A 21,809-nucleotide genomic window follows, 5' to 3' on the forward strand; every position below is an offset into this window, starting at 1 on the left:
CGGATCCCCTCACCGGGCTAATGTGTGCTGGGTACGGCGCGGTTGATCGCGCACATCACTGACCGTCGGAGGGACATAGCCGTGGAGGTCAAGATCGGCGTGCAGCACGCGCCCCGCGAGATCGTTCTGGAGAGCGGTCAGAGCGTCGAGGAAGTCGAGGGCATCGTGGCCGAGGCGCTGGCCGGCAAGACGGGGCTGCTCAGCCTCCAGGACGAGAAGGGCCGCAAGGTCCTGGTGCCGACGGACCGGCTGGCGTACGTGGAGATCGGCGAGCCGACCGTGCGCAAGGTGGGTTTCGGCGCGCTCTGAGCGCGCAGCCTCGCGCCTGAACGCGAGCGGAGGACTTCGCGCTGCGAGCCCGAAGTCGTCGGAAGGGCCCGGCGGCCGTTGCCGCCGGGCCCTTCCGCATGCTCCGCACGCCCGTTCGCACACACATACGGAGCACAACTTCTCCACAGCCCAGGATTGCAATCCGCAGGTCACGGGTATGACGGGCTACAACCGTCGAGCCGGACCGGCCGTGGGAGGGACCCCGACATGATCTTCGAAGCACTCGGCTCCGCCGTGCTCGGTGTGATCCTCGCCTGGGCGGGGGCACACCGGCTCGCCCACCGGCTGCCGGCCCGCCCCCTGGTGTACTCGACAGGCATCGCCGGAGCCCTGTTCGGCGACTTCGTCACCCGTACCGCGCTGGGGCCCGGCACCGCCCTGCTCAGCCTGCTGGGCGCCGCGGTCATCTCGGTGGCGTCGCTGTCCCTGCTGCTGCGCCCGGCGGGCCGCATGCACCGCCGGTCGGCACCGGCCTGAGGGCCCGGCGCCCGGACCGCGGTCCAGGGCGCTGCCAGTGCTCTGCCAAGGCTCTTGTGGGCTCAGGTCGGCTCTTGTGGCTCAGGCCGCGAGGCCCAGCGCGGACATCCGCTTCGTGTGCGCCTCGGTGATCCGCGAGAACATCCTGCCGACCTCGGCGAGGTCGAAGCCGTCGGCCACACCCCCGACGAGCATCGTGGACAGCGCGTCCCGCTCGGCGACCACCCGCTGCGACTGCGACAGCGCCTCGCCCATCAGCCGCCGCGCCCACAGCGCCAGTCGGCCGCCCACCCGCGGGTCGGCGTCGATGGCGGCCCGCACCTTCTCCACCGCGAACCCGGCGTGCCCGGTGTCGTCCAGCACGGCGAGCACCAGCTCGCGCGTGTCGGAGTCGAGGCGCGCGGCGACCTCCCGGTAGAAGTCGCTGGCGATCGAGTCGCCGACGTACGCCTTGACCAGGCCCTCCAGCCAGTCTGAGGGGGCGGTCTGCCGGTGGAAGCCGTCGAGCGCGGCCACGAACGGGTCCATGGCGGCCGTGGGCTCCTCGCCGATCTCGGTCAGCCGGTCCCGCAGCCGCTCGAAGTGGTGGAACTCGGCCGAGGCCATCTTCGCCAGCTCCGCCTTGTCCGCGAGGGTCGGCGCCAGCTTGGCGTCCTCCGCGAGCCGCTCGAACGCCGCCAGCTCTCCGTAGGCGAGCGCGCCGAGCAGGTCCACGACGGCGGCGCGGTACTGCGGGTCGGCGGACGCCTGCGCCCAGTCCTGGGCGGCGACACCGGTGGGGCCGGAAGGTGCGGCGGACGCGTTCTCAGGCTTGTCAGAGCTAGTCATGAGGCGCACAATAGCCCGCTCGGCGGCTCGCTCAAGCCCTCGCCCGATCACGGTGAAACCCCGGCCGATCAATGTGACGACCACTACGTGACCGAATCGGCCATCGCATGTGCGTCGATCCGGGGTATGGTGGTAATGCGCCTGCTGAGTGCGTCGACGGTGTTCGACGTGTCCCGACAGGCCGCACGCATGAGGATGCCCGGTCGGTGGCCCGATCGGCTCCGACCCGACAGCTCTCCACGACCGTACGGCTCAGACCGTACGACAACGGGAGAGACCCTCAGCGGTACGAGCGCTAGAGCGTCGGCAGAGGTCCCGTGTCTTACGGCTTGCCCGAGTGGTTCGTCCGTACGGCAGCCGACGTCCCCGGCACGGTCAGACATGACCCCCCGCGCTCGCCTCGCACCGCACACACAGAAGAGGCAGCACCCTGACTACGACGTTCCGAGACCTCGGGATCCTTCCCGAGACCGCCGAAGCCCTGGAAGCCGTCGGCATCATCAACCCCTTCCCCATCCAGGAGATGACGCTCCCCGTAGCCCTGTCCGGCACGGACGTCATCGGCCAGGCCAAGACCGGCACCGGCAAGACGCTGGGCTTCGGCCTCCCGCTCCTGGAGCGCGTGACCGTCCCCGCCGACGTGGAGGCCGGACGCGCCACCCCCGAGGACCTCACCGACGCCCCGCAGGCCCTCGTCGTCGTCCCCACGCGCGAGCTGTGCACCCAGGTCACCAACGACCTGCTGACGGCGGGCAAGGTCCGTAACGTCCGGGTGCTCGCGATCTACGGCGGCCGGGCGTACGAGCCGCAGGTCGAGGCCCTGAAGAAGGGCGTCGACGTGGTCGTCGGCACCCCGGGCCGGCTGCTGGACCTCGCGGGCCAGAAGAAGCTGGACCTGAAGCACGTCAGGAGCCTGGTCCTCGACGAGGCCGACGAGATGCTCGACCTGGGCTTCCTGCCCGACGTCGAGAAGATCATCGACATGCTGCCGGCCAAGCGCCAGACCATGCTGTTCTCGGCGACCATGCCGGGCGCGGTCATCGGCCTCGCGCGCCGCTACATGTCGCAGCCCGTCCACATCCGTGCCACCGCGCCGGACGACGAGGGCGTGACGGTCGCGAACATCAAGCAGTTCGTCTACCGCGCGCACAACATGGACAAGCCGGAGATGGTCGCCCGCATCCTGCAGGCCGAGGGCCGCGGACTGGCGATGATCTTCTGCCGTACCAAGCGCACGGCCGCCGACATCGCCGAGCAGCTCCAGCGGCGCGGGTTCGCCTCCGGCGCGGTCCACGGCGACCTCGGCCAGGGCGCCCGCGAGCAGGCGCTGCGCGCCTTCCGCAACGGCAAGGTCGACGTCCTCGTCTGCACCGACGTCGCCGCGCGCGGCATCGACGTCGAGGGCGTCACCCACGTCATCAACTACCAGTCCCCCGAGGACGAGAAGACCTACCTGCACCGCGTCGGCCGTACGGGCCGGGCGGGCGCCAAGGGTACGGCGATCACGTTCGTCGACTGGGACGACATCCCGCGCTGGCAGCTGATCAACAAGGCGCTGCAGCTGGACTTCCACGAGCCGGTGGAGACGTACTCCAGCTCCCCGCACCTCTTCACCGACCTGGGCATCCCCGCGGGCACCAAGGGCATCCTGCCGCGCTCCGAGCGGACCCGCGCCGGTCTGGACGCGGAAGAGCTGGAGGACCTGGGCGAGACCGGCGGGCGGGGTGCGCGCGGCCGTGGCCGCGGTGGCAAGGGCGACCGTGCCCCGGTGGCCGACCGCGCGCCGGCGGCCGAGGCCGAGCGTCCGGCCCGTACGCCGCGCCGGCGCCGCCGTACGCGCGGCGGAGCGCCGGTGGACGCGGCCCCCGCCGCGTCGGCGCCGGCCGCCGAGGCCGTGGAGGCGGAGGAGGCCCAGGCCGCCACCCGTACCCCGCGCCGCCGTCGCCGTACCCGCGGTGGAGCGGCCACGCAGCCGGTGCCGGCCGCGACCGCGGCCACGGCGACCGAGCAGACGCCCGCCGCCGAGCCGGTGGCCGCCGTGGCGGTTCCCGCCGTCGAGCCGGTCGCCTCGGTGGACGCTCCCGTCGCCGTGGAGGAGGCGCCGGAGAAGCCGCGCCGCCGCCGCACGCGGAAGTCGGCGGCGACCGAACCGGTGACGACGGAGTCCGCTGAGACCACGGCCCCGGTGGCCGAGCCGGTGACCGAGCCCGTGGTCGCGGCCACTCCGGTGACGGAGCCCGCGCCCGAGGCCGCTCCGGCGACGGAGACCAAGCCGCGCCGCCGGACGCGGAAGACGGCCGAGCCTGCCCCCGAGGCGGAAGCGGCCGTGGACGCGACCGAGGCCCCGGAGGAATCCAAGCCCCGTCGCCGCACCCGCAAGGCCGCGGAGCCGGCCACGCCCGACGCTCCCGAGGCGAAGGCGGAGGCGGAGACCAAGCCGCGCCGTACCCGGAAGACGACGGCTGCCGCCGAAGCCCCCGAGGCCGAAGCAGAGGCCAAGCCGCGTCGCACCCGGAAGACCACCGCCGCTGCCGAAGCTCCCGAGGCCGAGGCGGAGGCCAAGCCGCGCCGGACCCGCAAGACCGCCGCTGCCGCCGAAGCCCCCGAGGCGGAGGCCGAGGCCAAGCCGCGCCGCACCCGGAAGACGACGGCCGCCGCCGAAGCCCCCGAGGCCGAGGCTGACGCCAAGCCGCGCCGCACCCGCAAGACCGCGGCTGCGGCGCCGGAAGTCGTCGAGACCGAGGCCAAGCCCCGCCGCACCCGCAAGACGGCCGCTGCCGCCGAAGCCGGTGACGGGGAAGCGGTCGCCGCTCCGAAGGCGCGGCGGGCCCGTAAGACCACGGTCGCCGAGGCGGCTGCTCCGGAGATTCCGGCGCAGTCCACCGAGGAGCCGGAGGTCAAGCCGCGGCGCCGGACCCGCAAGGCGGCGGAGCCCGCTGCCGAGGCGGCCGGTGAGAGCGCCGGTACGACGACGCCCAAGCCGCGCCGTACCCGCAAGACGGCCGCTGCCGCGGAGACGCCCGAGGCCTGAGCCGGCGCCGCACACGCGGTGACGGCAGGGCAACAGCTCCGGTCCGATGGCCGGGTCCACGACAGTGGACCCGGCCATCGGCGTTTCCGCCCGACCGGAGCCGCCCGCACACCGCGCCCCTCCCCGCCCCACCCCGATTCCCGGCGGAGCCCGGCCCCCAAGCCTTCCGCCCGGCCGGAACCCGTGCGCCGCCGCCCCCGCCCCCTCCCGATAGCCTCTCCTCATGAGCAGGCCCGCCACCTTCGTCCCGCCGCCCGGTGCCCGCGCCTATCCCCTTCGGACGGCGCGCGGGGAGTTCGCCGTGGTCGACGCCCCGGTGGCCGCCGGTGTCGAGCCCAGGGGGGTCGCGCTGCTGCTGCCGGGGTTCACCGGGAGCAAGGAGGACTTCAATCCGCTGCACGTGCCGCTGGCCGAGCGCGGCTACCGGACCGTCGCCGTCGACGGCCGGGGCCAGTTCGAGTCGGACGGCCCGGTGACGGACGAGTCGGCCTACGCGCAGGAGGAGCTCGCGCGGGACGTCCTCGCGCAGGCGGAGGCGATCGGCGGCCCGGTGCATCTGCTGGGCCACTCCCTGGGCGGCCAGATCGCGCGCGCGGCCGTGCTGCTCGACCGCTCGCCGTTTCTCTCGCTCACCCTGATGGCCTCGGGCCCGGCGCAGATCTCGGCGCCCCAGCGGGAGCGGGTGAAGCTGCTCCGGGACGCGCTGGCGGTGCTGAGCATGGCCGAGGTGTGGGAGGCGCTCCAGGCGATGGAGCCGCCGGAGGAGACGGAGGCGCCGGCGCTCGACGCCGGGCTGGACGACCGGGCCGACCTACGGCGCCGCTGGCTGGGCACCAAGCCGGCCCAGCTGCTGGCCACCGGCCGCCAGCTGTGCACGGAGCCGGACCGGGTCGCCGAGCTGGCGGCCGTGCCGCTGCCGTTCCATGTGCTGTCGGGCGAGCGGGACGACACCTGGCCGCTGCCGCTCCTGGACGACATGGCCGTACGGCTGCGGGCCCGGCGCACGGTCGTCGAGGGTGCCGAGCACTCCCCGAACACCGACCGCCCCCTGGAGACGGCCCGGGCGCTCGCCGCTTTCTGGGACGACGGCGCGGACGCCCGCCGGAACCGGTCCTAGTACTGGGTCCCCAGGTGTTCCCAGAACCCGTCCCTGAGCGCGCGGCGCAGCTCCGCCTGGCCGCGCAGGGAGTACTGGAGCAGTCCCTCGGCCTCGACCAGCAGGTCCTGGTCGACGGAACCGGGCAGGTAGGGGTGGCCGGGGAGCAGTTCCACGAGGGCTTCGCGGCCCCGGGAGGCGAGCCACTCGGCCGCGATCCGGGCGCCGACGAAGCGGACGTCCTCGCGGGTGGGGCGGGCGGTGCCGGTGGCGTCGTACGCGGCGGTCGTGTGCCGGGAGACGTACGGCTTGAAGAAGTCCAGGTCGAAGGTGCGCTGGCTGTCGACCTCCCAGAGCAGCGGTTCGGCCTGGTTGCGGCCCTCGGGTGCCTCGACGCCCCAGAGGTGGACGCGGGCGCCGTAGCCCTGGGCCGCCTCGACCGCGGAGACCAGGTCCTCGTCGCCGCCCAGGAGGGCCGCGTCGCTGATCGCGCGGTGTCTCGCCAGTGACTCCAGGTCCGTGCGGATCAGTGAGTCGACGCCCTTCTGCTGGTTGCTGGCGTTGAGGTTGCCGAGGCGGACCTTGACGTCGGGCAGTTCGGCGATGGCCTGCTGTTCGGCGGTGTGGATGCGGCGCCGGGCGCCGTCGTACCAGTAGACGCGCAGCAGCCGGCTGTCCGCGAAGAGCGCGCGGGCCCGGTCGATCAGCGCATCGATCAGGCCCTCGGCGTCCAGGTCGAAGGCCCGGCGGTCCTCGGTTCCGGCGACCAGGCGGCCGGCGGCGGCGTACAGATAGCCGGCGTCCACGAAGATGGCGTGGGTCGAGGGTGTCTTCGCCACCTCGGCGAGCATGCGTTCCAGCAGCTCGTTCGTGCGGTCGATGCGGGCCGTCAGGGCGGCGGCCAGGTCGTCGTTCATTGCCTTCATTGTCCCGGCGGTCACCGTACGGACACAACCGGTCCCGGTCGGTCCCTTCCGCTCTGCTTACCGGTCAGTTATTAGTTGTTCGAAAAATTTCTTTAGCGTAGGGAATGTTCGTAACAAAGGGAGCGTTGACTAGGTACGACACCGGGAGCACCGGCAGTCACACCAGTAGTTCTCCGCAGGAGGATGACCAGACGAAGGGAGAAGCCCATGCGCTTCGAAATCATGCGACTCGACGAGGTCGACGGCACCGCCGTGGACAGCACCGTCGTGGACGCCGCCTCCGTCAACCGGATCGTTCAGCAGGCCGCCGCCGTCGGGCAGCGCCTGTGGATCCGCCCGGCCGAGGCCCAGGCCTCGTAGCCCGCGCGCGGGCGTTCGCCACTCAAGCTTTCCGGGGGAGCCGAGCCGGTTCGGGTCAGCTCCCCCGGATCACCTGAGTGACACCGTTGATGATCTGCTGGACGGCGATCGCGGAGAGCATCATGCCCGCGAGCCGCGTCACCAGCACGACGCCGCCGTCCTTGATGACCCGGATGATCAGCAGCGAGTAGCGCATCACGAGCCACAGCACGACGTGGATCGCGAGGATCGCGGACCACACCGAGATCTGCGTGGTCACGCTGTCGGCCTTCTGCACGGCCAGGATGACGGACACGATGGCGCCGGGCCCCGCCAGCAGCGGCATGCCCAGCGGTACGAGGGCCACGTTGACGTCCTTGGTCTGCTTCGGCTCGTCGGTCTTGCCGGTGAGCAGGTCCAGCGCGATCAGCAGGAGCAGCAGTCCGCCCGCGATCATCAGCGCGGGCACGGAGACGTGCAGGTAGTTCAGGATCTGGTGACCCAGGACGCCGAAGACGGCGATGACCCCGCCCGCCACGCAGACGGCCTGGAAGGCCATCCGCTTCTGCACCTTGGCCGGCCGTCCGGCGGTCAGGGCGAGGAAGATCGGGGTGATCCCAGGGGGATCCATGATGACAAAAAGGGTCAGGAACAGGGAGCCGAAGACGGCGATGTCGAACATGAGGGAAGTGCAGGCCTTGCGGGAAGAGGAAGTACGGGCGTGAGGGGGTACGGCGGACCGGCCCCGGAGGGCCTCAGGCTCCGCCGGTGCCCGGCACCGGGAACGCGCCCGTCGCCCGCCGGGTGATCTCCCCGTACACCTCGGGGTCGGTCGTGTACGCGCCCAGCGTCACGGTCTTGCGGCTGCCGTGGTAGTCCGAGGAGCCCGTGACCAGCAGACCCAGCTCCTTCGCCAGGTCGCGCAGCCGGGCCCGGGCGTCGGGGTCGTGGTCCGTGTGGTCGACCTCGAGGCCGTCCAGTCCGGCCTCCGCCAGCTGGGCGATCCGGGAGTCCGGCACGGTGCGGCCCCGCTTGGCCGCGGCCGGGTGGGCGAACACACAGACCCCGCCCGCGGCCTTGACCAGCCGGATCGCCTCGAAGGGGTCGGTCTCGTGCTTCTCCACGAAGGCCCGCCCGCCATCGGCCAGCCACTCCTCGGTGAACGCGTCGCTCACCGTCGGCACGACCCCCAGCTCCACCAGCGCGCTGGCGATGTGCGGGCGCCCGACGGAGCCGCCGGCGGCGATCCGCTCGACCTGCTCCCAGGTGACCGGCACGCCCAGCGCGTTCAGCTTGGCGATCATGCCCTTGGCCCGCGGCACCCGGTCGTCCCGGACCAGCTCGCGCTCGGCGAGCAGGGCGGGGTCCTCGGGGTCGAAGAGGTAGGCCAGCAGGTGCATCGAGATGCCGTCGATCCGGCAGGACAGCTCGGCACCGGTGACCAGGGTCAGCCCCTCGGGCAGCGCGGCGATGGCCTCGGCGTAGCCCCGGGTGGTGTCGTGATCGGTCAGCGCGACGACGTCCAGTCCGGCCGCGGCGGCGTTCCGCACCAGCCCGGCCGGGGTGTCCGTACCGTCGGAGGCCGTGGAGTGGCAGTGCAGATCGATGCGCACGACAACTCCAGCCGGACGGACGTAAGGGACACGGACACCTAAGGATAGCCGGGTTTTCGCCCTCGGCCGTCACACTTGAACCACCGGAGCGACCTTTACTTCAGCGCCCCCGAAGGGGCGCGGGGAACTGCGCGACCAGCCACGACGAACCCGCACCCGCCGACGCACGGAACCCGGCACCCCAGCAGGCGCTACGGCCGAAGCAAGCGCGGCGACAGCGCTCCGCACGGCACCAGGTCTATCTCCGCCCCCGCGTCCCGCAGATCCGTCAGCACCAGCTCGTCGTACATCAGCAGCCCGGACTGCTCGGGCCAGATCACCGCCCACAGCCACATGCCGAGCGCCTCCCCGGCGAAGACGGCGCGGTCGTCGGGGGTGCGGTAGACGTGCCAGAGCGGGGTCGGGCGGCCGGCGGCCAGCACCTTGGTCTGCGGCGGCTTCTCCACGTTCATGTACGAGCCGGGGTCCGGGCCGTCGATGCCGGCGTAGCGCGCGCCGAGGCCGACGCCCAGTTCCTCGGCGATCAGGATCAGCTCGCCGGGGCCGCCGAGCGGTCCGGGGCCCGAGCAGGCCACCGCGGTCGCACGGCCGCCGCTGCGGTCGTCCCCGGCGTACGCCACCCCCGTGAACAGCCAGCCGACCGGCAGCGGCCACGGCATCCACACCGGTACCTGCGTGCGGTGCACGACGACGTTGAGCGCCTCGACGCTGGGCGGGATCACGGGCTGCAGCGGATACACCGTGCCGTGCACATCGCACTGCCACGCATCGGCGAAGAGTCCGGGAGCCCTGACCCGGCCACCGCATCTCGGGCAACTGGGTTCGCCCCTCATAGGGCTCCACGGTCCTACCCCCGACCGCCCACGTCAAGGATGATCACCCGTCCGGACGGAAGAGCCGACCATATGCCCGACCGGCCATGATAGATGTATGTTGCATTAATTAGGTGGGCTAACTTACTATGTGCATAACCCAACTACCTAGTGAGGACGGGAGAAGCACATGGACCCCCTAGACGCGGGAGCCGGCGGCATCCTGCGGCAGCCCAAGGCGGTCTGGGCCACGGCCGGCGCCTCCGTCGTCGCCTTCATGGGCATCGGCCTCGTCGACCCGATCCTGCCCTCGATCGCCCGGGGCCTCGACGCCACCCCCAGCCAGGTGTCCCTGCTCTTCACCTCGTACTTCCTGATCACGGCCGTGGCGATGCTGCTGACCGGCTTCGTCTCCAGCCGGATCGGCGGGAAGAAGACGCTGCTGCTCGGCCTCGCGTTCGTGGTGGTGTTCGCCGGCCTGGCCGGCACCTCCGGCTCGGTCGGCCAGCTCGTGGGCTACCGGGCCGGCTGGGGCCTCGGCAACGCGCTGTTCGTCTCCACCGCCCTCGCGGTCATCGTCGGCGCGGCGGCCGGCGGCAGCGCGGCGGCGATCCTGCTCTACGAGTCCGCGCTCGGCCTCGGCATGGCCTGCGGCCCGCTGCTCGGCGCGGTCCTCGGCAACGCCAGCTGGCGCTACCCGTTCTTCGGCACGGCCACGCTGATGGCGATCGGCTTCCTGTGCATCACGGCGTTCCTGAAGGAGCAGCCCAGGCCGGCCCGCAAGACCTCGGTCCTGGACCCGCTCAAGGCGCTCGGCCACGGCGGTCTGGCCTCGGCGGCGGTCTCCGCGTTCTTCTACAACTACACGTTCTTCACCGTGCTGGCCTTCACGCCGTTCGTGCTGGACATGACGCCGTACCGGTCGGGCGCGGTGTTCTTCGCCTGGGGTCTGCTGCTCGCCGTCTTCTCGGTGATCGTGGCCCCGCGCGCGCAGGAGCGGTTCGGCTCGCTGAAGGTGCTCGGCGGCTCGCTGGTGCTGCTCGCCGCGGACGTGCTCGTGCTCGGCTACGGCAACCACACCGCGGCCATCGTCTGCACCATCCTGTCCGGCGCTTTCATCGGCGTGAACAACACCGTCTACACCGAGCTGGCCCTCGGCGTGTCGGACGCCCCGCGCCCGGTGGCGAGCGCGGGCTACAACTTCGTGCGCTGGTTCGCCGCCGCCGCGGCGCCGTACTTCGCTCCCAAGATCGAGGAGTGGACCGACATCCACGTCCCGTTCGTGGTGGCGGCCGTCACGGCGGTGCTGGGCGCGCTCGTGGTCCTCGTCCGGCGCCGGGCCCTCGTACACGAAGCCGAGGAGCTCGAGCCGGGGCACGCGACCGAGGACGGTGTCGGCGTCTTCGCCAACTGACCGGATCCGGCCTTGCGTTGGTGAGTTCGGTCACTCCCGGCGAGCGGTGGCCGGTGGCCGGTTGCCGGTCAGTCCAGCGGGACTGACGTGCGGGACGGGTCCCTGAGGTCCGTCCCGTTCGCCAGCCAGCGCTCCTGGAGGGCCTGGGCGCCGTGCACCCGCTTCCAGGCGGCCTCGTTCGGGGTCATCGGCAGCAGCGGCAGGAACCGTACGGGGTCCAGCGGGGCGTCCAGCTCCAGGTCCTCGACCAGCCCGCCGGGCTCGCCCACCAGGACCGAGGTGAAGGGGGCGCCGGGCCACAGCGGCTCCCCCACGTCCAGCGAGGCGCCGGGGGCCACCACCAGGCCCTCCACCTGCGGGCTCGCGGCCAGGACGGCGAGCGGGCGGAGCAGCTTGTCGGTGTCGGCGAGGCCCGCGCGGACGGTCAGCACCAGTTCGGCGCGGGGTCCCTTCACCGGGTCGGCGAGCACCGCCGTGGGGTCCGTCATGGGCTGCCGGGACATCCCGAGGGTGGCGTACCGGACGACGTCCCCCTCGTGGAAGCGGAGCACCTCGATGCGGTCCGTGCCGAGGAAGGTGACGGCGGCGCGCGCGTCCGGCTCGCCCAGCGCGGTGGTCAACCGGGCCTCGACCAGAGGAAGAACATCAGCCATGCGGCGAGCATAGAACTCGTCAGCAGCGGGCAAAGCGGCGCCTTGACAGTAGCGGCGGCTGGTACTCTGAGCCGGTGGTTCGGGGCGACAGGCGCATGCGTCGTTGTCAAGTCCCGACACCGTTGAGACTCCCTTACGAGGGACCGGCCGGAGGAGGTGGGGCTGCCATGGATCGAAGTCGACCGTGCAGTACCACTCGCTCTTCCGGCCGCTGAATCCGGTCACCGGCTGGCCGCCGTCTTCCTTTGCGCATCGTCGTCCGGAAGAGCATCTCGTTTCGCTTTGCCTGATCTGTCTGATCTGAATCAGTTCTGCATCGGCAGTGAAGCCGCCACCGCGACGGTGCGGTGCTCCCCGCTTTGTGGACGTGCCCCACACACACAGCCAGGACGTCCCCATTCCGGGTAGTTCCACCCGTCGCCGCGCGCGTTTTCGCCGCCCGCCCGCGAAGGAGCCTGCCCATGTCGATGATCCGCGACCTGCGTGCCGTGGTCCGCCCCTCGTCCCGCGTCTCGCTGCGCAAGGACCCCGGGACGTCGTACGACACCACGCGCGACCCCGCGTCGCCCTCGGCCGTCGTCGACTGCGCCGTCTACCGCGACGGCGCGCGTGTGCCCAGCGCGGGGCCGCTGAGCCCGCAGGAGGCGATGCGGCAGGTGCGCCGCGACGGCGGGTTCGTCTGGATCGGCCTGCACGAGCCGACCGAGGCGGAATTCGCCGGTATCGCCAGCGAGTTCGGGCTGCACCCGCTGGCCGTGGAGGACGCCGTGCAGGCGCACCAGCGGCCCAAGCTGGAGCGCTACGACGACTCGCTGTTCACGGTGTTCAAGACCATCCACTACGTCGAGCACGACCGGCTGACCGCCAACAGCGAGGTCGTGGAGACCGGCGAGGTCATGTGCTTCACCGGACGGGACTTCTTCATCACCGTCCGGCACGGCGGCCAGGGCTCGCTGCGCGCCCTGCGCCACCGCCTCCAGGACGACCCGGAGCTGCTGGCCAAGGGCCCCTCGGCCGTGCTGCACGCCATCGCCGACCATGTGGTGGACGGCTATATCGCGGTCGCCCACGCGGTGCAGGACGACATCGACGACGTGGAGACCGAGGTCTTCTCACCCGGCCGCAAGGGCGGGGTCTCGCGCGGTGTGGACTCCGCCCGGATCTACCAACTCAAGCGCGAGGTACTGGAGTTCAAGCGCGCGGTGGCGCCGCTGCTGCGGCCCATGCAGCTGCTGAGCGAGCGGCCGATGCGGCTGATCGACCCGGACATCCAGAAGTACTTCCGGGACGTGGCCGACCACCTGGCCCGGGTCCAGGAGCAGGTCATGGGCTTCGACGAACTGCTCAACTCCATCCTCCAGGCCAATCTCGCCCAGGCGTCCGTCGCGCAGAACGAGGACATGCGCAAGATCACGGCGTGGGCGGCCATCATCGCCGTACCGACGATGGTGTGCGGGGTGTACGGCATGAACTTCGAGCACATGCCCGAGCTGCACTGGCGGTACGGCTACCCGGTGATCATGGGCGTCACCGCCGCGATCTGTCTGGGCATCCACCGCACGCTGAAGCGCAACGGCTGGCTGTGAGCGGCCGGTGCGGGCCGGTCGGCGGGCCGGTGCGGCCTGGTTAGGCTGGGGCCCATGACAAGCGAGCTGCTCGACCGGGCCCTCATCGAGGAGGCCGTGAAGAAGTCCGGCCTCATCTGGGTCAGGGGCGCCGGTGCCCCGGCCGCGCGGGCGCTGTGGCATGTGTGGCACGAGGGCGCGGTGTGCGTGGTCGGCGACGGGCCGGGTGAGCAGCCGCTGGCGGGGCTCGCCGACGGGAGCCTCGCCGAGGTGAGCGTGCGCAGCAAGGACAAGGGCGGCCGGCTGGTGACGTTCCCGGCCACCGTGAGCGAACTGGCGTCCGGGTCCGAGGAGTGGGAGGCGGCGGTCGCCGAGCTGAAGGGCAAGCGGCTGAACGCCCCCGACGGCGAGGAGATGCCGGCCCGCTGGGCCCGCGAGTGCCGGGTGCTGCGCCTGGTGCCGACGGGTGCGGTGACCCCGCTGCCGGACGGGAACCTGGCGGAGCGCCCGGTGCCGACTCCGGTGACGACGCGCTCACCGGTACCGGCGGGCCTGCCGAAGCTGCTGACGAGGCGCGGGAAGAAGAAGTAACGGGGCCCGGCGCCTCGCGGCGGTCCCCCTACGAGGTCGGCAGCTGTCTGCCGTAGTCCACCGTCTCCGACTTCGCCGGTTCCTCGACGGTGAAGTCCCTGCCCCAGTCGGAGAAGCTGAGCGTCCCCGCCTGCCCGGCCCGGACCAGGCGCAGCGGGTACGGCGTGCCCTGGAGGGACACGTCCAGCGTGCCGCCGGAACCGTGGTCGCCGGTGATGCGGATCGTGCGGGTACCCGATCCGTCGGCGTGCCGGCCGTCCGTCGCCAGCGTGCCGTGCAGCGTCAGCAGACCGTCGAGGAGGACGTCCTTGTCCGTGAAGCCGCTGAACTTCTTGTACGCCGGATCCCGCTGCGGCACCTTCACGTACTTGCCGTCCAGCTTGCCGGAGGCGCCGTCGCCGCCGTCGGCGTGGTTCCAGAAGTCCGCGCCGGCCTTGAGATACAGGTTCTCGCCGGCCCGCAGCAGCTGGAAGGTCGTCCCCTGCGCGGTCACCGACCCGGTGCCGCCGTCGGCCTTGAGCCGCATGTCCAGCCGGTACGTACGGCCGCTGGTGACCACGGTCCCGGACAGCCGTACCGCGCTCGCCGCGTCCGCCGCGGCCCGCGTCTTCGCCTGGATCCGGTCGGGGGGCAGCTTGCCGACCCCGTTGGTCCCGGCGTCGGGATCGTCGTCGCCGCCGCACCCCGACAGCGCCAGCGCTCCCGTCACGGCCAGTGCGCAGGCCGTGGTCACCCAAGCGGTGCGGCGGGTACGGCCCCGGGGAATCGCGGTCACCAAGGGAGCTGCCTTTCTGACGGTTCCTGAGCGGCGTACCGCAGGGTACCGGGGCGCCCGCCACCCGGCGGAGCCGGTCCGTCCGGACCGCCCACCAGGGCGTATCCGACCGGGACGGGCTAGCCTGAAGCGCACCCGTGCGGGCATGTCCGAGCAATTCCCCCGATCCCCACGCAAAGGAAGCACAGCCATGGCAGCCGGCGCTCCCCGGATCTTCGTCTCGCACCTCGCCGGGGTGCCCGTCTTCGACCCGGCCGGCGACCAGGTGGGCCGCGTCCGCGACGTGGTCGTCATGCTGCGCGTCGGGCGACGGCCTCCGCGGGTCCTCGGGCTGGTGGTGGAGCTGTCCACCCGGCGCCGCATCTTCCTGCCCATGACCCGGGTGACCGGCATCGAGTCGGGCCAGGTCATCACCACCGGCGTGCTCAACGTCCGGCGCTTCGAGCAGCGGCCCACCGAGCGGCTGGTCTTCGGCGAGCTGCTGGACCGCCGGGTGACGCTGGTGGAGACCGGCGAGGAGGTCACCGTCCTCGACGTGTCCGTGCAGCAGCTGCCCGCCCGCCGGGACTGGGAGGTCGACCGGGTCTTCCTGCGCAAGGGACGCAAGGGCGGCGCCTTCCGGCGGGCCAAGGGGGAGACGCTGACCGCCGAGTGGTCGGCCGTCACCGGGTTCTCCCTGGAGGAGCACGGGCAGGGCGCCGAGAGCCTGCTCGCCACCTTCGAGCAGCTGCGCCCCGCCGACCTCGCCAACGTCCTGCACCATCTGTCCCCCAAGCGGCGCGCCGAGGTGGCCGCCGCCCTGGACGACGACCGGCTCGCCGACGTCCTCGAAGAGCTGCCGGAGGACGACCAGATCGAGATCCTCGGCAAGCTGAAGGAGGAGCGCGCGGCGGACGTGCTGGAGGCGATGGACCCGGACGACGCCGCCGACCTGCTGGGCGAGCTGCCCGAGGAGGACAAGGAGCGGCTGCTGAGCCTGATGAAGCCCGCCGACGCGGCCGACATGCGCCGGCTGATGGCGTACGAGGAGCACACGGCCGGCGGTCTGATGACCACCGAGCCGATCGTGCTGCGCCCGGACGCCACCGTGGCCGACGCGCTCGCCCGGGTCCGCAACCCGGACCTCTCCCCCGCCCTCGCCGCGCAGGTCTACGTCTGCCGCCCGCCCGACGAGACCCCGACCGGCAAGTACCTGGGCACCGTGCACTTCCAGCGGCTGCTGCGCGACCCGCCGTACACCCTGGTCAGCTCGCTGGTCGACCACGATCTGCAGCCCCTGGACCCGGACGCGGCGCTGCCGGTGGTCGCCGGGTTCTTCGCCGCCTACGACATGGTGGCGGCGCCCGTGGTGGACGAGTCGGGGTCGCTGCTCGGCGCGGTGACCGTGGACGACGTACTGGACCACATGCTGCCCGACGACTGGCGGGAGACGGAGTTCCACCTGGACGAGGGAGAGGAGGCGCCCCCGCATGGTTCCTGAGCGCGAGACCGCGGCCCGCGAGCGCCAGCCGGCGGGCGCCACGGCCGCCGGCCGGCCCCGGATGCCCCGGCTGGACCAGCCGCGCCCGCCCCGGCGCCGGTTCCTGCCCGAGTGGGACCCGGAGGCCTTCGGCCGGCTGTCGGAGAAGATCGCCCGGTTCCTGGGCACGGGGCGCTTCATCGTCTGGATGACGGTCGTCATCATCGCGTGGGTGCTGTGGAACATCGCCGCGCCCCGCCAACTGCGGTTCGACGAGTACCCGTTCATCTTCCTCACCCTGATGCTGTCGCTCCAGGCGTCCTACGCGGCCCCGCTGATCCTGCTCGCGCAGAACAGGCAGGACGACCGCGACCGGGTCAACCTGGAGCAGGACCGCAAGCAGAACGAGCGGTCCATCGCCGACACCGAGTACCTGACCCGGGAGGTGGCCGCGCTGCGCACCGGACTGGGCGAGGTGGCCACCCGCGACTGGATCCGCTCCGAGCTCCAGGACCTGCTGAAGGAGCTGGAGGAGCGCCGCCGGCACGACGGGCACGGGGGTCAGGTCGTATTCCCGGCAGAACGGGCGGAACGCCCGCCGGGACGTGACACAGACGACCGCTGAAGGGCATCCCTCAGGCCCCTCGGCGGGCCGTACCATCGTCCTTATGGCTACGGAAGACGCGGTGCGCGAGGCACTGGCGACGGTGAACGACCCCGAGATCAACCGCCCGATCACCGAACTCGGGATGGTCAAGTCCGTGGAGATCGGCGCGGACGGAGCGGTCGCGGTCACCGTGTACCTGACGGTGTCCGGCTGCCCGATGCGGGACACCATCACGCAACGCGTCACCGAGGCGGTCTCGCGGGTCGAGGGCGTCACCCGGGTCGACGTCACCCTGGACGTGATGAGCGACGAGCAGCGCAAGGAACTGGCGGCGGCGCTGCGCGGCGGCCAGGCCGAGCGCGAGGTCCCCTTCGCCAAGCCGGGCAACCTCACCCGGGTCTACGCGGTCGCCTCCGGCAAGGGCGGGGTCGGCAAGTCCTCGGTGACGGTGAACCTGGCGGCGGCGATGGCGGCCGACGGCCTGAAGGTCGGTGTCGTGGACGCCGACATCTACGGGCACAGCGTGCCGCGCATGCTGGGCGCCGACGGCCGGCCCACCCAGGTCGAGAACATGATCATGCCGCCGTCCGCGAACGGCGTGAAGGTCATCTCCATCGGCATGTTCACGCCAGGCAACGCCCCGGTCGTCTGGCGCGGCCCGATGCTGCACCGCGCCCTCCAGCAGTTCCTCGCCGATGTCTACTGGGGCGACCTGGACGTCCTGCTGCTGGACCTGCCGCCCGGCACCGGTGACATCGCGATCTCCGTGGCCCAGCTGATCCCGAACGCCGAGATCCTGGTCGTGACGACTCCGCAGCAGGCGGCGGCCGAGGTCGCCGAGCGCGCCGGTTCCATCGCCGTGCAGACGCACCAGAAGATCGTCGGCGTGGTCGAGAACATGTCCGGGCTGCCCTGCCCGCACTGCGGCGAGATGGTCGACGTCTTCGGCACGGGCGGCGGCCAGCTGGTCGCCGACGGCCTCACCCGCACCACGGGCACCACGGTCCCGGTCCTCGGCAGCATCCCCATCGACGTCCGCCTCCGCGAGGGCGGCGACGAGGGCAAGCCGGTGGTCCTCACCGACCCCGGCTCCCCGGCGGGCTCGGCGCTGCGCGCGATCGCCGGCAAGCTCGGCGGCAGGCAGCGCGGTCTGTCGGGCCTGTCGCTGGGGCTGACGCCGAAGAACAAGTTCTGATCCGGCCTGTCCCAGGCGGCACGGGGCGCGCGTCCTTCCGGACGGCGCCCCTTCGTCATGCCGCGACGGCGCCCCTGTGCCGCCCCGCGTGAGGCTCAGCGGCCCTCGCGGTCGCCCTCGTCCCCCGGGCAGAGGTCGAGCTTGGTGCAGAGCAGGATCTCCTCGTACGCGCCACCCTCGGGCCCCGCTCCGGGCTCGCGCTCGGCATGCGGGACGAACCGCCACTGCGACGCCTTGGCGTGCCGGGTCCTGTCCGCCTTCTCCACGTGGACCCGGAGCGTGCGGGCCCTGGGGTCGTTGGTCTCCACGAGGACCTCGTCCGCGGCGAGCGGGAAGTGGTCGTGGAGCAGACACAGGCCGAAGCGGTCCAGGTTGCCGTGCCTGGCGAGCACCGCCACGATGTCCCTGACGAATTCCGAGTCCTCGGGGCCCAGCCCCTCGGCTTCCTCGAAGCGGGGCAGCGGGGCCCGGGAAGCGGAAACGTTCATGTCGGTCATGACCCCTCCGTCGGACAGTTGACGGCACATCGGATTCCAGTATCAACCGGGGACTATTTTCCCGCAATTCGACGGGCGACAGCCGATGGGGTGGCCTGCCGAAACCGCTTCGCGTGTCCCTGGGCATCCCGCGCGCAACGCCGATAAATTCCTCCGGGAGGAGGTGGCGGACAATGAAGGGAATCCGGTGGTGGCAGCTACTGCCATTGATTGTTGCGACTGTGATGTGGTGGGGGTGTTCTCCCTCGGAAGCCCTTCAGAGCGATAGCAGCCAATGCTGGGAAAGCCAGCTCGAGAGCAGTCGCGTGGACGCCCTGATTCACTTCGACCAACGCGACAGAGACGCCGTCAGAATCCGCTCGGAAATGACTGTCGAGATTCCCTTGGCCGGGTGGGTACTGGCCGACCGATTGCTTCTCGACAAGCATTCCGAAGAATACAGGAATGCCATGCAGTGCCTGCTGCGCGGGAAGGACACGGCACTCCGGCGGTCGGAATGGCGGTTCGATGACCCGGAGGTGAAGGAGCAGGGGGAAGACATTCGGGTGAGGTATGAATCCTACGCATGGATCAGGGATTATTCCCCCATCAAGCTCGGCCCATGGGTGATCAAGTGGAAGAAGGGCGGCACATGGACGGTTCGGTTCAGCCCGACGACGCTGCAGAAAGCCCACTGGAAAGTGCAGGCGGACCTCGGGGGCCTGAGATTCGTCGACACGTCGAAAACCGCCTCGCCTGACGACGGCAAGTGGATGTGGGAAGGGGACCCGCCCAGCCGGATCACCTTCGACCTCGGTCTTCCGTGGCAGCGCTGGTGGGTCCTGACCTACGGCCGGTCGTTCTGGAGCAAGATCGGCGTCGGTGCCTGGTGGGTGTGCGCTTCGGTCGTGGTCGCGCTGGCCGCGCTGCGCGGGCGGCCGAGGCGCCCTTCCTCCGGGAGCGACGGCCGCAAGGACAGCGCGGTCCAGGCGGTACTGCAATGGGCCGCGCTCAGCGGGTCGGTCGCCGTGATGCTGATCGTGATCAGCTACCAGCATGTCAGTCCGCCGTGGAATGCCCTCATGTGCATTTCGGCCGGCCTGGCCCTGACCCTGGTCGCCCGCCCTTGGCTCGGTGGCACGCCGCTCCAGGCCCGGGCCGTGCGAGGCGCGGTCATCTCCGTGGCGGCGGCCGGTTTGCTGGTGGTCGTCGCACCCCACCTGTTCTACCTGCCGCCGCATCTGGTTGCGAAGACCGAACCGAGCCTTTTGGGCAAGGTGGGTTATGTGCTCATGGGTCTGGCGGCCGTGTGGTTGTGGCTGGCGGCCCTGACCGCGTGGGCGTGGCGTTTCGCCCGCGAGGGGCTCATGCTCCCCGCCTCCTGGACGGACAGATGGAACAGGGCTCCGGTTCTCTGCGTCACCGTCGTCTCCGTGGCGCTCGGAGCGGTCGCCGGCGCCCTGCTCGGATGTCTCTCCTGGGCGAATGAGAACCAATGGGAGAGGAGTTCCTGGCCTGCCGGTCAAACCGCCGGGCAGACGCACGGGGCGAACGTCGCCAATTACCTGGCGAACTTCTCGTTGTCCCATCTGACGCTGATCTTCGCTGACAGCTGGGTCCTGACGGGGATCGCGCTCCTGGCCCTCTTGAGCTACCGCACCAGGACGCGGCAGCAGGCCGATGAGAGCCGGGAAAGGTCGGCGCCGGGGCCGGAAGGACCCGACGTACTGCTCACCGCGGGGCTCTTCGCTTTCACCGCGGGTGTGCAGGGCGCGTCGGTCGCCGGTAACGCCGCTCAGTACCCGATCTGGCTCCTGCTGAACATCGCCTCGCTGTTCGGAGTCCTCTCGGTGGGACGACGGTGGTCGGTACTGGGCCGCGTGGGCGAAACCTTCTGCCTGCACAGGATGAGAAGCGAGGAGTGGCGCCGTGAGCTGATGGAGCGGGCCCACGAGTACCGCTTCCTCGAAAACGAATCGCGTGTGCTCGGCAAGGGGGGTGCCGCGAGCATGACGCTGGATCAGGTGGAATCCCGCCAGCGCGACTTGCGGCAATGGCTGCTGGCCGGATGCGACAGCGACCGGCCACCGCCCGCCCACATGTCCGTCATGGACATCGCCCTGGCCTGGGGGCCGGAGGGCCACTGGTGGGACAACGCGGTCCGCGCCGCGCGCGTGGCCTTCTGGTTCGGGATCCCGGGCACGGTGGGGCTGCTTCTGCTGGAACTACAGCCACGACTCCAGCAGATGCGGCTCAAATACGACCCCATCGCGCTCCCGGAGATCGTCGTCAGGTTCATCGCGTTGCAGGCGGCGTGGGCCGCCGCGGGCTTCGTCCTGGGCGCGCTGTGGCGCCTGCTGCCCGGCCGTCCGAGCCCGGTCCGGGCGTTGAGCCTGGTCCTCGCCTATGCCGTGCCCGCCTGCCTGGCCGTCCTGCTCAATCTCCTCATCGGCGGGGCCTTCACACGCCTGCTCCTCTACTCCCTGTTCATGGCCGTCGTCCTGACGGCCACCAGCATCTTCATGGACGCGTCGACGTTCAGCGAGGACCAGCAGTACACGCACAGTCGTTTCGCGCTCGTCGTGTCCATCTACCGGCTCCAGGGCTTCGCCGCGTACATCGCCTGGTTCCTGGCCCAGCTGGCCGCGGCCGCGACGCTCTGGGAGTACCTGATCGATTAGCCGGCCGGCCCCGGACCGCCGCCCGGCCGCGGCGGTCCCCCGGCCCCCGTCGGCTACGCGTACGCCGTGATGTCCTTGATCGGGGCGAACCCGAGCCCGTACGCGCTCATCCCCCGCCCGTACGCCCCCAGATGGACCCCCGCCCCGGTCGTGCCGGCGAGCACCCACCCGAACTCGGACTCCCGGTAGTGGAACGAGGCGGCGGCTCCGTCCACGGGAAGGGAGAGTCTGGACCACTCGGGGCCGTCGAGGTCGTCGGCCAGTGCCCAGGCCGTCTCGGTCTGCTGCTCCAGCCAGTCGTCGCGCAGGCTGTGGTCCATCTGGCCCGGCCAGGTGAACGAGAGCAGCCCGACGCCGGCCAGCCACGCCGCCGAGGACACCGACGTCGCCTCCAGCAGGCCCGTGCCGTCGGCGGTGCGCCGGGACGGCTGCGCGGCGACGGTCACCACCACCGCGAACTTCTCCCGAGGCTCACCGGAACCGGTCTCGCCCCGCAGCGAGGGTTCGTCCCCGTGCCCGATCGAGCCGTGCTCCACGGCACCGTCGGACGTCGTGCCGACCTGCATCAGCCAGCGCGGCCCGGTGAACGCCTCGTCGAGCCCGTACCAGGGGAAGGGCGCCCGCAGGTAACCGTCGACCGTACGCCGGGCGGAGGGGAGCTGCTGTCCGCCCTCCGCGGCCGGCGCCTGCGCGCCCACCCGACTCGTCGTCTCCATCTGCCCGGACGCCTCCTCGCTCTCGTCGGACCGGCTGGCCCGCCCCCCTTCGGGCGTACGCGTCCGGTCCGCACAACAACTCGGCAGCATATCCACACCGCTGAGAGCGGCAGGGCAGGCTCTGGATGCGTGGGTCGCGCGAACGGCCTGTTCACGCCGTGCGCGGCGGGCGCGCGCTATGAAACACGTCACGTGTGCGGCGTACGCCCGCCTGCGTGTCGGGAG

At 71.5% G+C, this 21,809-nt stretch carries 21 protein-coding genes; 12 read left to right on the top strand and 9 right to left on the bottom strand.

Going from position 1 to position 21,809, the window contains the following annotated elements:
* Positions 1-81 precede the first annotated feature (81 nt).
* Both IH25_RS0124910 and IH25_RS0124915 read left to right on the top strand, forming a co-directional pair.
* Positions 82-309 (top strand): DUF3107 domain-containing protein, encoded by a 228-nt coding sequence (locus IH25_RS0124910; RefSeq protein ID WP_030614747.1) that lies wholly within the window; start codon positions 82-84, stop codon positions 307-309.
* A gap of 228 nt (positions 310-537) precedes the next feature.
* A complete protein-coding gene (locus tag IH25_RS0124915) occupies positions 538-807 on the top strand; it encodes a hypothetical protein (protein ID WP_030614750.1) in 270 nt (89 codons plus the stop codon).
* Between the two features lie 81 nt (positions 808-888).
* Here the strand turns inward: IH25_RS0124915 and IH25_RS0124920 are convergent, their stop codons facing one another.
* Positions 889-1,635, bottom strand: coding sequence for a ferritin-like fold-containing protein (locus IH25_RS0124920; protein ID WP_030614753.1), 747 nt, complete (start codon positions 1,633-1,635; stop codon positions 889-891).
* Positions 1,636-2,158: 523 nt separating this feature from the next.
* Between IH25_RS0124920 and IH25_RS0124925 the strand changes: the two genes are divergently transcribed.
* Together IH25_RS0124925 and IH25_RS0124930 are read left to right on the top strand one after the other, a co-directional pair.
* Positions 2,159-4,666 (top strand): DEAD/DEAH box helicase, encoded by a 2,508-nt coding sequence (locus IH25_RS0124925; RefSeq protein ID WP_030614756.1) that lies wholly within the window; start codon positions 2,159-2,161, stop codon positions 4,664-4,666.
* A 223-nt stretch (positions 4,667-4,889) separates the two neighbouring features.
* A complete protein-coding gene (locus tag IH25_RS0124930) occupies positions 4,890-5,783 on the top strand; it encodes an alpha/beta fold hydrolase (RefSeq protein ID WP_030614759.1) in 894 nt (297 codons plus the stop codon).
* On the opposite strand, the gene IH25_RS0124935 is transcribed toward IH25_RS0124930, so the two are convergent.
* Positions 5,780-6,688: an NYN domain-containing protein gene (locus tag IH25_RS0124935; protein ID WP_107058455.1), complete on the bottom strand. Its 909-nt coding sequence runs from the start codon at positions 6,686-6,688 to the stop codon at positions 5,780-5,782. The genes IH25_RS0124930 and IH25_RS0124935 overlap by 4 nt on opposite strands.
* Before the next feature lie 207 nt (positions 6,689-6,895).
* Here IH25_RS0124935 and IH25_RS41745 point away from each other — a divergent pair, with 207 nt between their 5' ends.
* Positions 6,896-7,048 carry a hypothetical protein gene (locus IH25_RS41745; protein WP_167346048.1) on the top strand — a complete coding sequence of 51 codons (153 nt, stop codon included), beginning with the start codon at positions 6,896-6,898 and terminating at the stop codon, positions 7,046-7,048.
* 55 nt (positions 7,049-7,103) lie between these two features.
* Here IH25_RS41745 and IH25_RS0124945 read toward each other — a convergent pair whose 3' ends face one another.
* The 3 genes from IH25_RS0124945 to IH25_RS0124955 all read right to left on the bottom strand — a co-directional run bounded on the left by IH25_RS0124945 (position 7,104) and on the right by IH25_RS0124955 (position 9,473).
* Positions 7,104-7,709, bottom strand: coding sequence for a MarC family protein (locus IH25_RS0124945; protein WP_030614765.1), 606 nt, complete (start codon positions 7,707-7,709; stop codon positions 7,104-7,106).
* 73 nt (positions 7,710-7,782) lie between these two features.
* Complete coding sequence (locus IH25_RS0124950) at positions 7,783-8,640, bottom strand: PHP domain-containing protein (protein WP_030614769.1); 858 nt, start codon at positions 8,638-8,640, stop codon at positions 7,783-7,785.
* A 191-nt stretch (positions 8,641-8,831) separates the two neighbouring features.
* Positions 8,832-9,473, bottom strand: a complete 642-nt coding sequence (locus IH25_RS0124955; RefSeq protein ID WP_030614772.1) for a DUF6758 family protein — start codon at positions 9,471-9,473, stop codon at positions 8,832-8,834.
* Positions 9,474-9,642: 169 nt separating this feature from the next.
* Here IH25_RS0124955 and IH25_RS0124960 point away from each other — a divergent pair, with 169 nt between their 5' ends.
* A complete protein-coding gene (locus tag IH25_RS0124960) occupies positions 9,643-10,866 on the top strand; it encodes an MFS transporter (RefSeq protein WP_030614775.1) in 1,224 nt (407 codons plus the stop codon).
* Positions 10,867-10,934: 68 nt separating this feature from the next.
* Here the strand turns inward: IH25_RS0124960 and IH25_RS0124965 are convergent, their stop codons facing one another.
* Positions 10,935-11,519 (bottom strand): suppressor of fused domain protein, encoded by a 585-nt coding sequence (locus IH25_RS0124965; RefSeq protein WP_030614781.1) that lies wholly within the window; start codon positions 11,517-11,519, stop codon positions 10,935-10,937.
* A gap of 461 nt (positions 11,520-11,980) precedes the next feature.
* Between IH25_RS0124965 and IH25_RS0124970 the strand changes: the two genes are divergently transcribed.
* Positions 11,981-13,105, top strand: a complete 1,125-nt coding sequence (locus tag IH25_RS0124970) for a magnesium and cobalt transport protein CorA (RefSeq protein ID WP_030614784.1) — start codon at positions 11,981-11,983, stop codon at positions 13,103-13,105.
* A 54-nt stretch (positions 13,106-13,159) separates the two neighbouring features.
* Positions 13,160-13,675, top strand: a complete 516-nt coding sequence (locus IH25_RS0124975; protein ID WP_030614787.1) for a hypothetical protein — start codon at positions 13,160-13,162, stop codon at positions 13,673-13,675.
* Between the two features lie 28 nt (positions 13,676-13,703).
* On the opposite strand, the gene IH25_RS0124980 is transcribed toward IH25_RS0124975, so the two are convergent.
* Positions 13,704-14,450: a hypothetical protein gene (locus tag IH25_RS0124980; RefSeq protein ID WP_030614791.1), complete on the bottom strand. Its 747-nt coding sequence runs from the start codon at positions 14,448-14,450 to the stop codon at positions 13,704-13,706.
* Positions 14,451-14,640: 190 nt separating this feature from the next.
* On the opposite strand from IH25_RS0124980, the gene IH25_RS0124985 reads away from it, so the two are divergent.
* The 3 genes from IH25_RS0124985 to IH25_RS0124995 are packed head-to-tail and all read left to right on the top strand — an operon-like array spanning position 14,641 to position 17,711.
* Positions 14,641-15,930, top strand: a complete 1,290-nt coding sequence (locus IH25_RS0124985; protein WP_030614794.1) for a magnesium transporter MgtE N-terminal domain-containing protein — start codon at positions 14,641-14,643, stop codon at positions 15,928-15,930.
* Positions 15,920-16,534 (top strand): DUF1003 domain-containing protein, encoded by a 615-nt coding sequence (locus IH25_RS0124990; RefSeq protein ID WP_030614797.1) that lies wholly within the window; start codon positions 15,920-15,922, stop codon positions 16,532-16,534. The genes IH25_RS0124985 and IH25_RS0124990 overlap by 11 nt, the downstream gene beginning before the upstream one ends.
* 43 nt (positions 16,535-16,577) lie before the next feature.
* On the top strand, positions 16,578-17,711 hold the full coding sequence (locus IH25_RS0124995) for an Mrp/NBP35 family ATP-binding protein (RefSeq protein ID WP_030614799.1): 1,134 nt from the start codon (positions 16,578-16,580) through the stop codon (positions 17,709-17,711).
* Positions 17,712-17,806: 95 nt separating this feature from the next.
* Here the strand turns inward: IH25_RS0124995 and IH25_RS0125000 are convergent, their stop codons facing one another.
* Entirely contained in the window at positions 17,807-18,208 is a 402-nt protein-coding gene (locus IH25_RS0125000) for a hypothetical protein (RefSeq protein WP_030614801.1), read from the bottom strand.
* 224 nt (positions 18,209-18,432) lie between these two features.
* Here IH25_RS0125000 and IH25_RS0125005 point away from each other — a divergent pair, with 224 nt between their 5' ends.
* Positions 18,433-20,868 carry a DUF6185 family protein gene (locus tag IH25_RS0125005; protein WP_280842523.1) on the top strand — a complete coding sequence of 812 codons (2,436 nt, stop codon included), beginning with the start codon at positions 18,433-18,435 and terminating at the stop codon, positions 20,866-20,868.
* A 53-nt stretch (positions 20,869-20,921) separates the two neighbouring features.
* Here the strand turns inward: IH25_RS0125005 and IH25_RS0125010 are convergent, their stop codons facing one another.
* Positions 20,922-21,584: a hypothetical protein gene (locus IH25_RS0125010; RefSeq protein WP_030614804.1), complete on the bottom strand. Its 663-nt coding sequence runs from the start codon at positions 21,582-21,584 to the stop codon at positions 20,922-20,924.
* Positions 21,585-21,809: the final 225 nt, after the last annotated feature.

Source organism: Streptomyces achromogenes subsp. achromogenes (genome assembly GCF_000720835.1).
GTDB lineage: Bacteria > Actinomycetota > Actinomycetes > Streptomycetales > Streptomycetaceae > Streptomyces > Streptomyces achromogenes.

Bases quoted from the DNA above. Each gene is read 5' to 3' on its own strand.
- IH25_RS0124915 (WP_030614750.1), top strand. From the start codon at position 538: ATGATCTTCGAAGCACTCGGCTCCGCCGTGCTCGGTGTGATCCTCGCC.
- IH25_RS0124920 (WP_030614753.1), bottom strand. From the start codon at position 1,635: ATGACTAGCTCTGACAAGCCTGAGAACGCGTCCGCCGCACCTTCCGGC.
- IH25_RS0124925 (WP_030614756.1), top strand. From the start codon at position 2,159: ATGACGCTCCCCGTAGCCCTGTCCGGCACGGACGTCATCGGCCAGGCC.
- IH25_RS0124930 (WP_030614759.1), top strand. From the start codon at position 4,890: ATGAGCAGGCCCGCCACCTTCGTCCCGCCGCCCGGTGCCCGCGCCTAT.
- IH25_RS0124935 (WP_107058455.1), bottom strand. From the start codon at position 6,688: ATGAAGGCAATGAACGACGACCTGGCCGCCGCCCTGACGGCCCGCATC.
- IH25_RS41745 (WP_167346048.1), top strand. From the start codon at position 6,896: ATGCGCTTCGAAATCATGCGACTCGACGAGGTCGACGGCACCGCCGTG.
- IH25_RS0124945 (WP_030614765.1), bottom strand. From the start codon at position 7,709: ATGTTCGACATCGCCGTCTTCGGCTCCCTGTTCCTGACCCTTTTTGTC.
- IH25_RS0124955 (WP_030614772.1), bottom strand. From the start codon at position 9,473: ATGAGGGGCGAACCCAGTTGCCCGAGATGCGGTGGCCGGGTCAGGGCT.
- IH25_RS0124960 (WP_030614775.1), top strand. From the start codon at position 9,643: ATGGACCCCCTAGACGCGGGAGCCGGCGGCATCCTGCGGCAGCCCAAG.
- IH25_RS0124965 (WP_030614781.1), bottom strand. From the start codon at position 11,519: ATGGCTGATGTTCTTCCTCTGGTCGAGGCCCGGTTGACCACCGCGCTG.
- IH25_RS0124970 (WP_030614784.1), top strand. From the start codon at position 11,981: ATGTCGATGATCCGCGACCTGCGTGCCGTGGTCCGCCCCTCGTCCCGC.
- IH25_RS0124975 (WP_030614787.1), top strand. From the start codon at position 13,160: ATGACAAGCGAGCTGCTCGACCGGGCCCTCATCGAGGAGGCCGTGAAG.
- IH25_RS0124985 (WP_030614794.1), top strand. From the start codon at position 14,641: ATGGCAGCCGGCGCTCCCCGGATCTTCGTCTCGCACCTCGCCGGGGTG.
- IH25_RS0124990 (WP_030614797.1), top strand. From the start codon at position 15,920: ATGGTTCCTGAGCGCGAGACCGCGGCCCGCGAGCGCCAGCCGGCGGGC.
- IH25_RS0124995 (WP_030614799.1), top strand. From the start codon at position 16,578: ATGGCTACGGAAGACGCGGTGCGCGAGGCACTGGCGACGGTGAACGAC.
- IH25_RS0125000 (WP_030614801.1), bottom strand. From the start codon at position 18,208: ATGACCGACATGAACGTTTCCGCTTCCCGGGCCCCGCTGCCCCGCTTC.
- IH25_RS0125005 (WP_280842523.1), top strand. From the start codon at position 18,433: ATGTGGTGGGGGTGTTCTCCCTCGGAAGCCCTTCAGAGCGATAGCAGC.
- IH25_RS0125010 (WP_030614804.1), bottom strand. From the start codon at position 21,584: ATGGAGACGACGAGTCGGGTGGGCGCGCAGGCGCCGGCCGCGGAGGGC.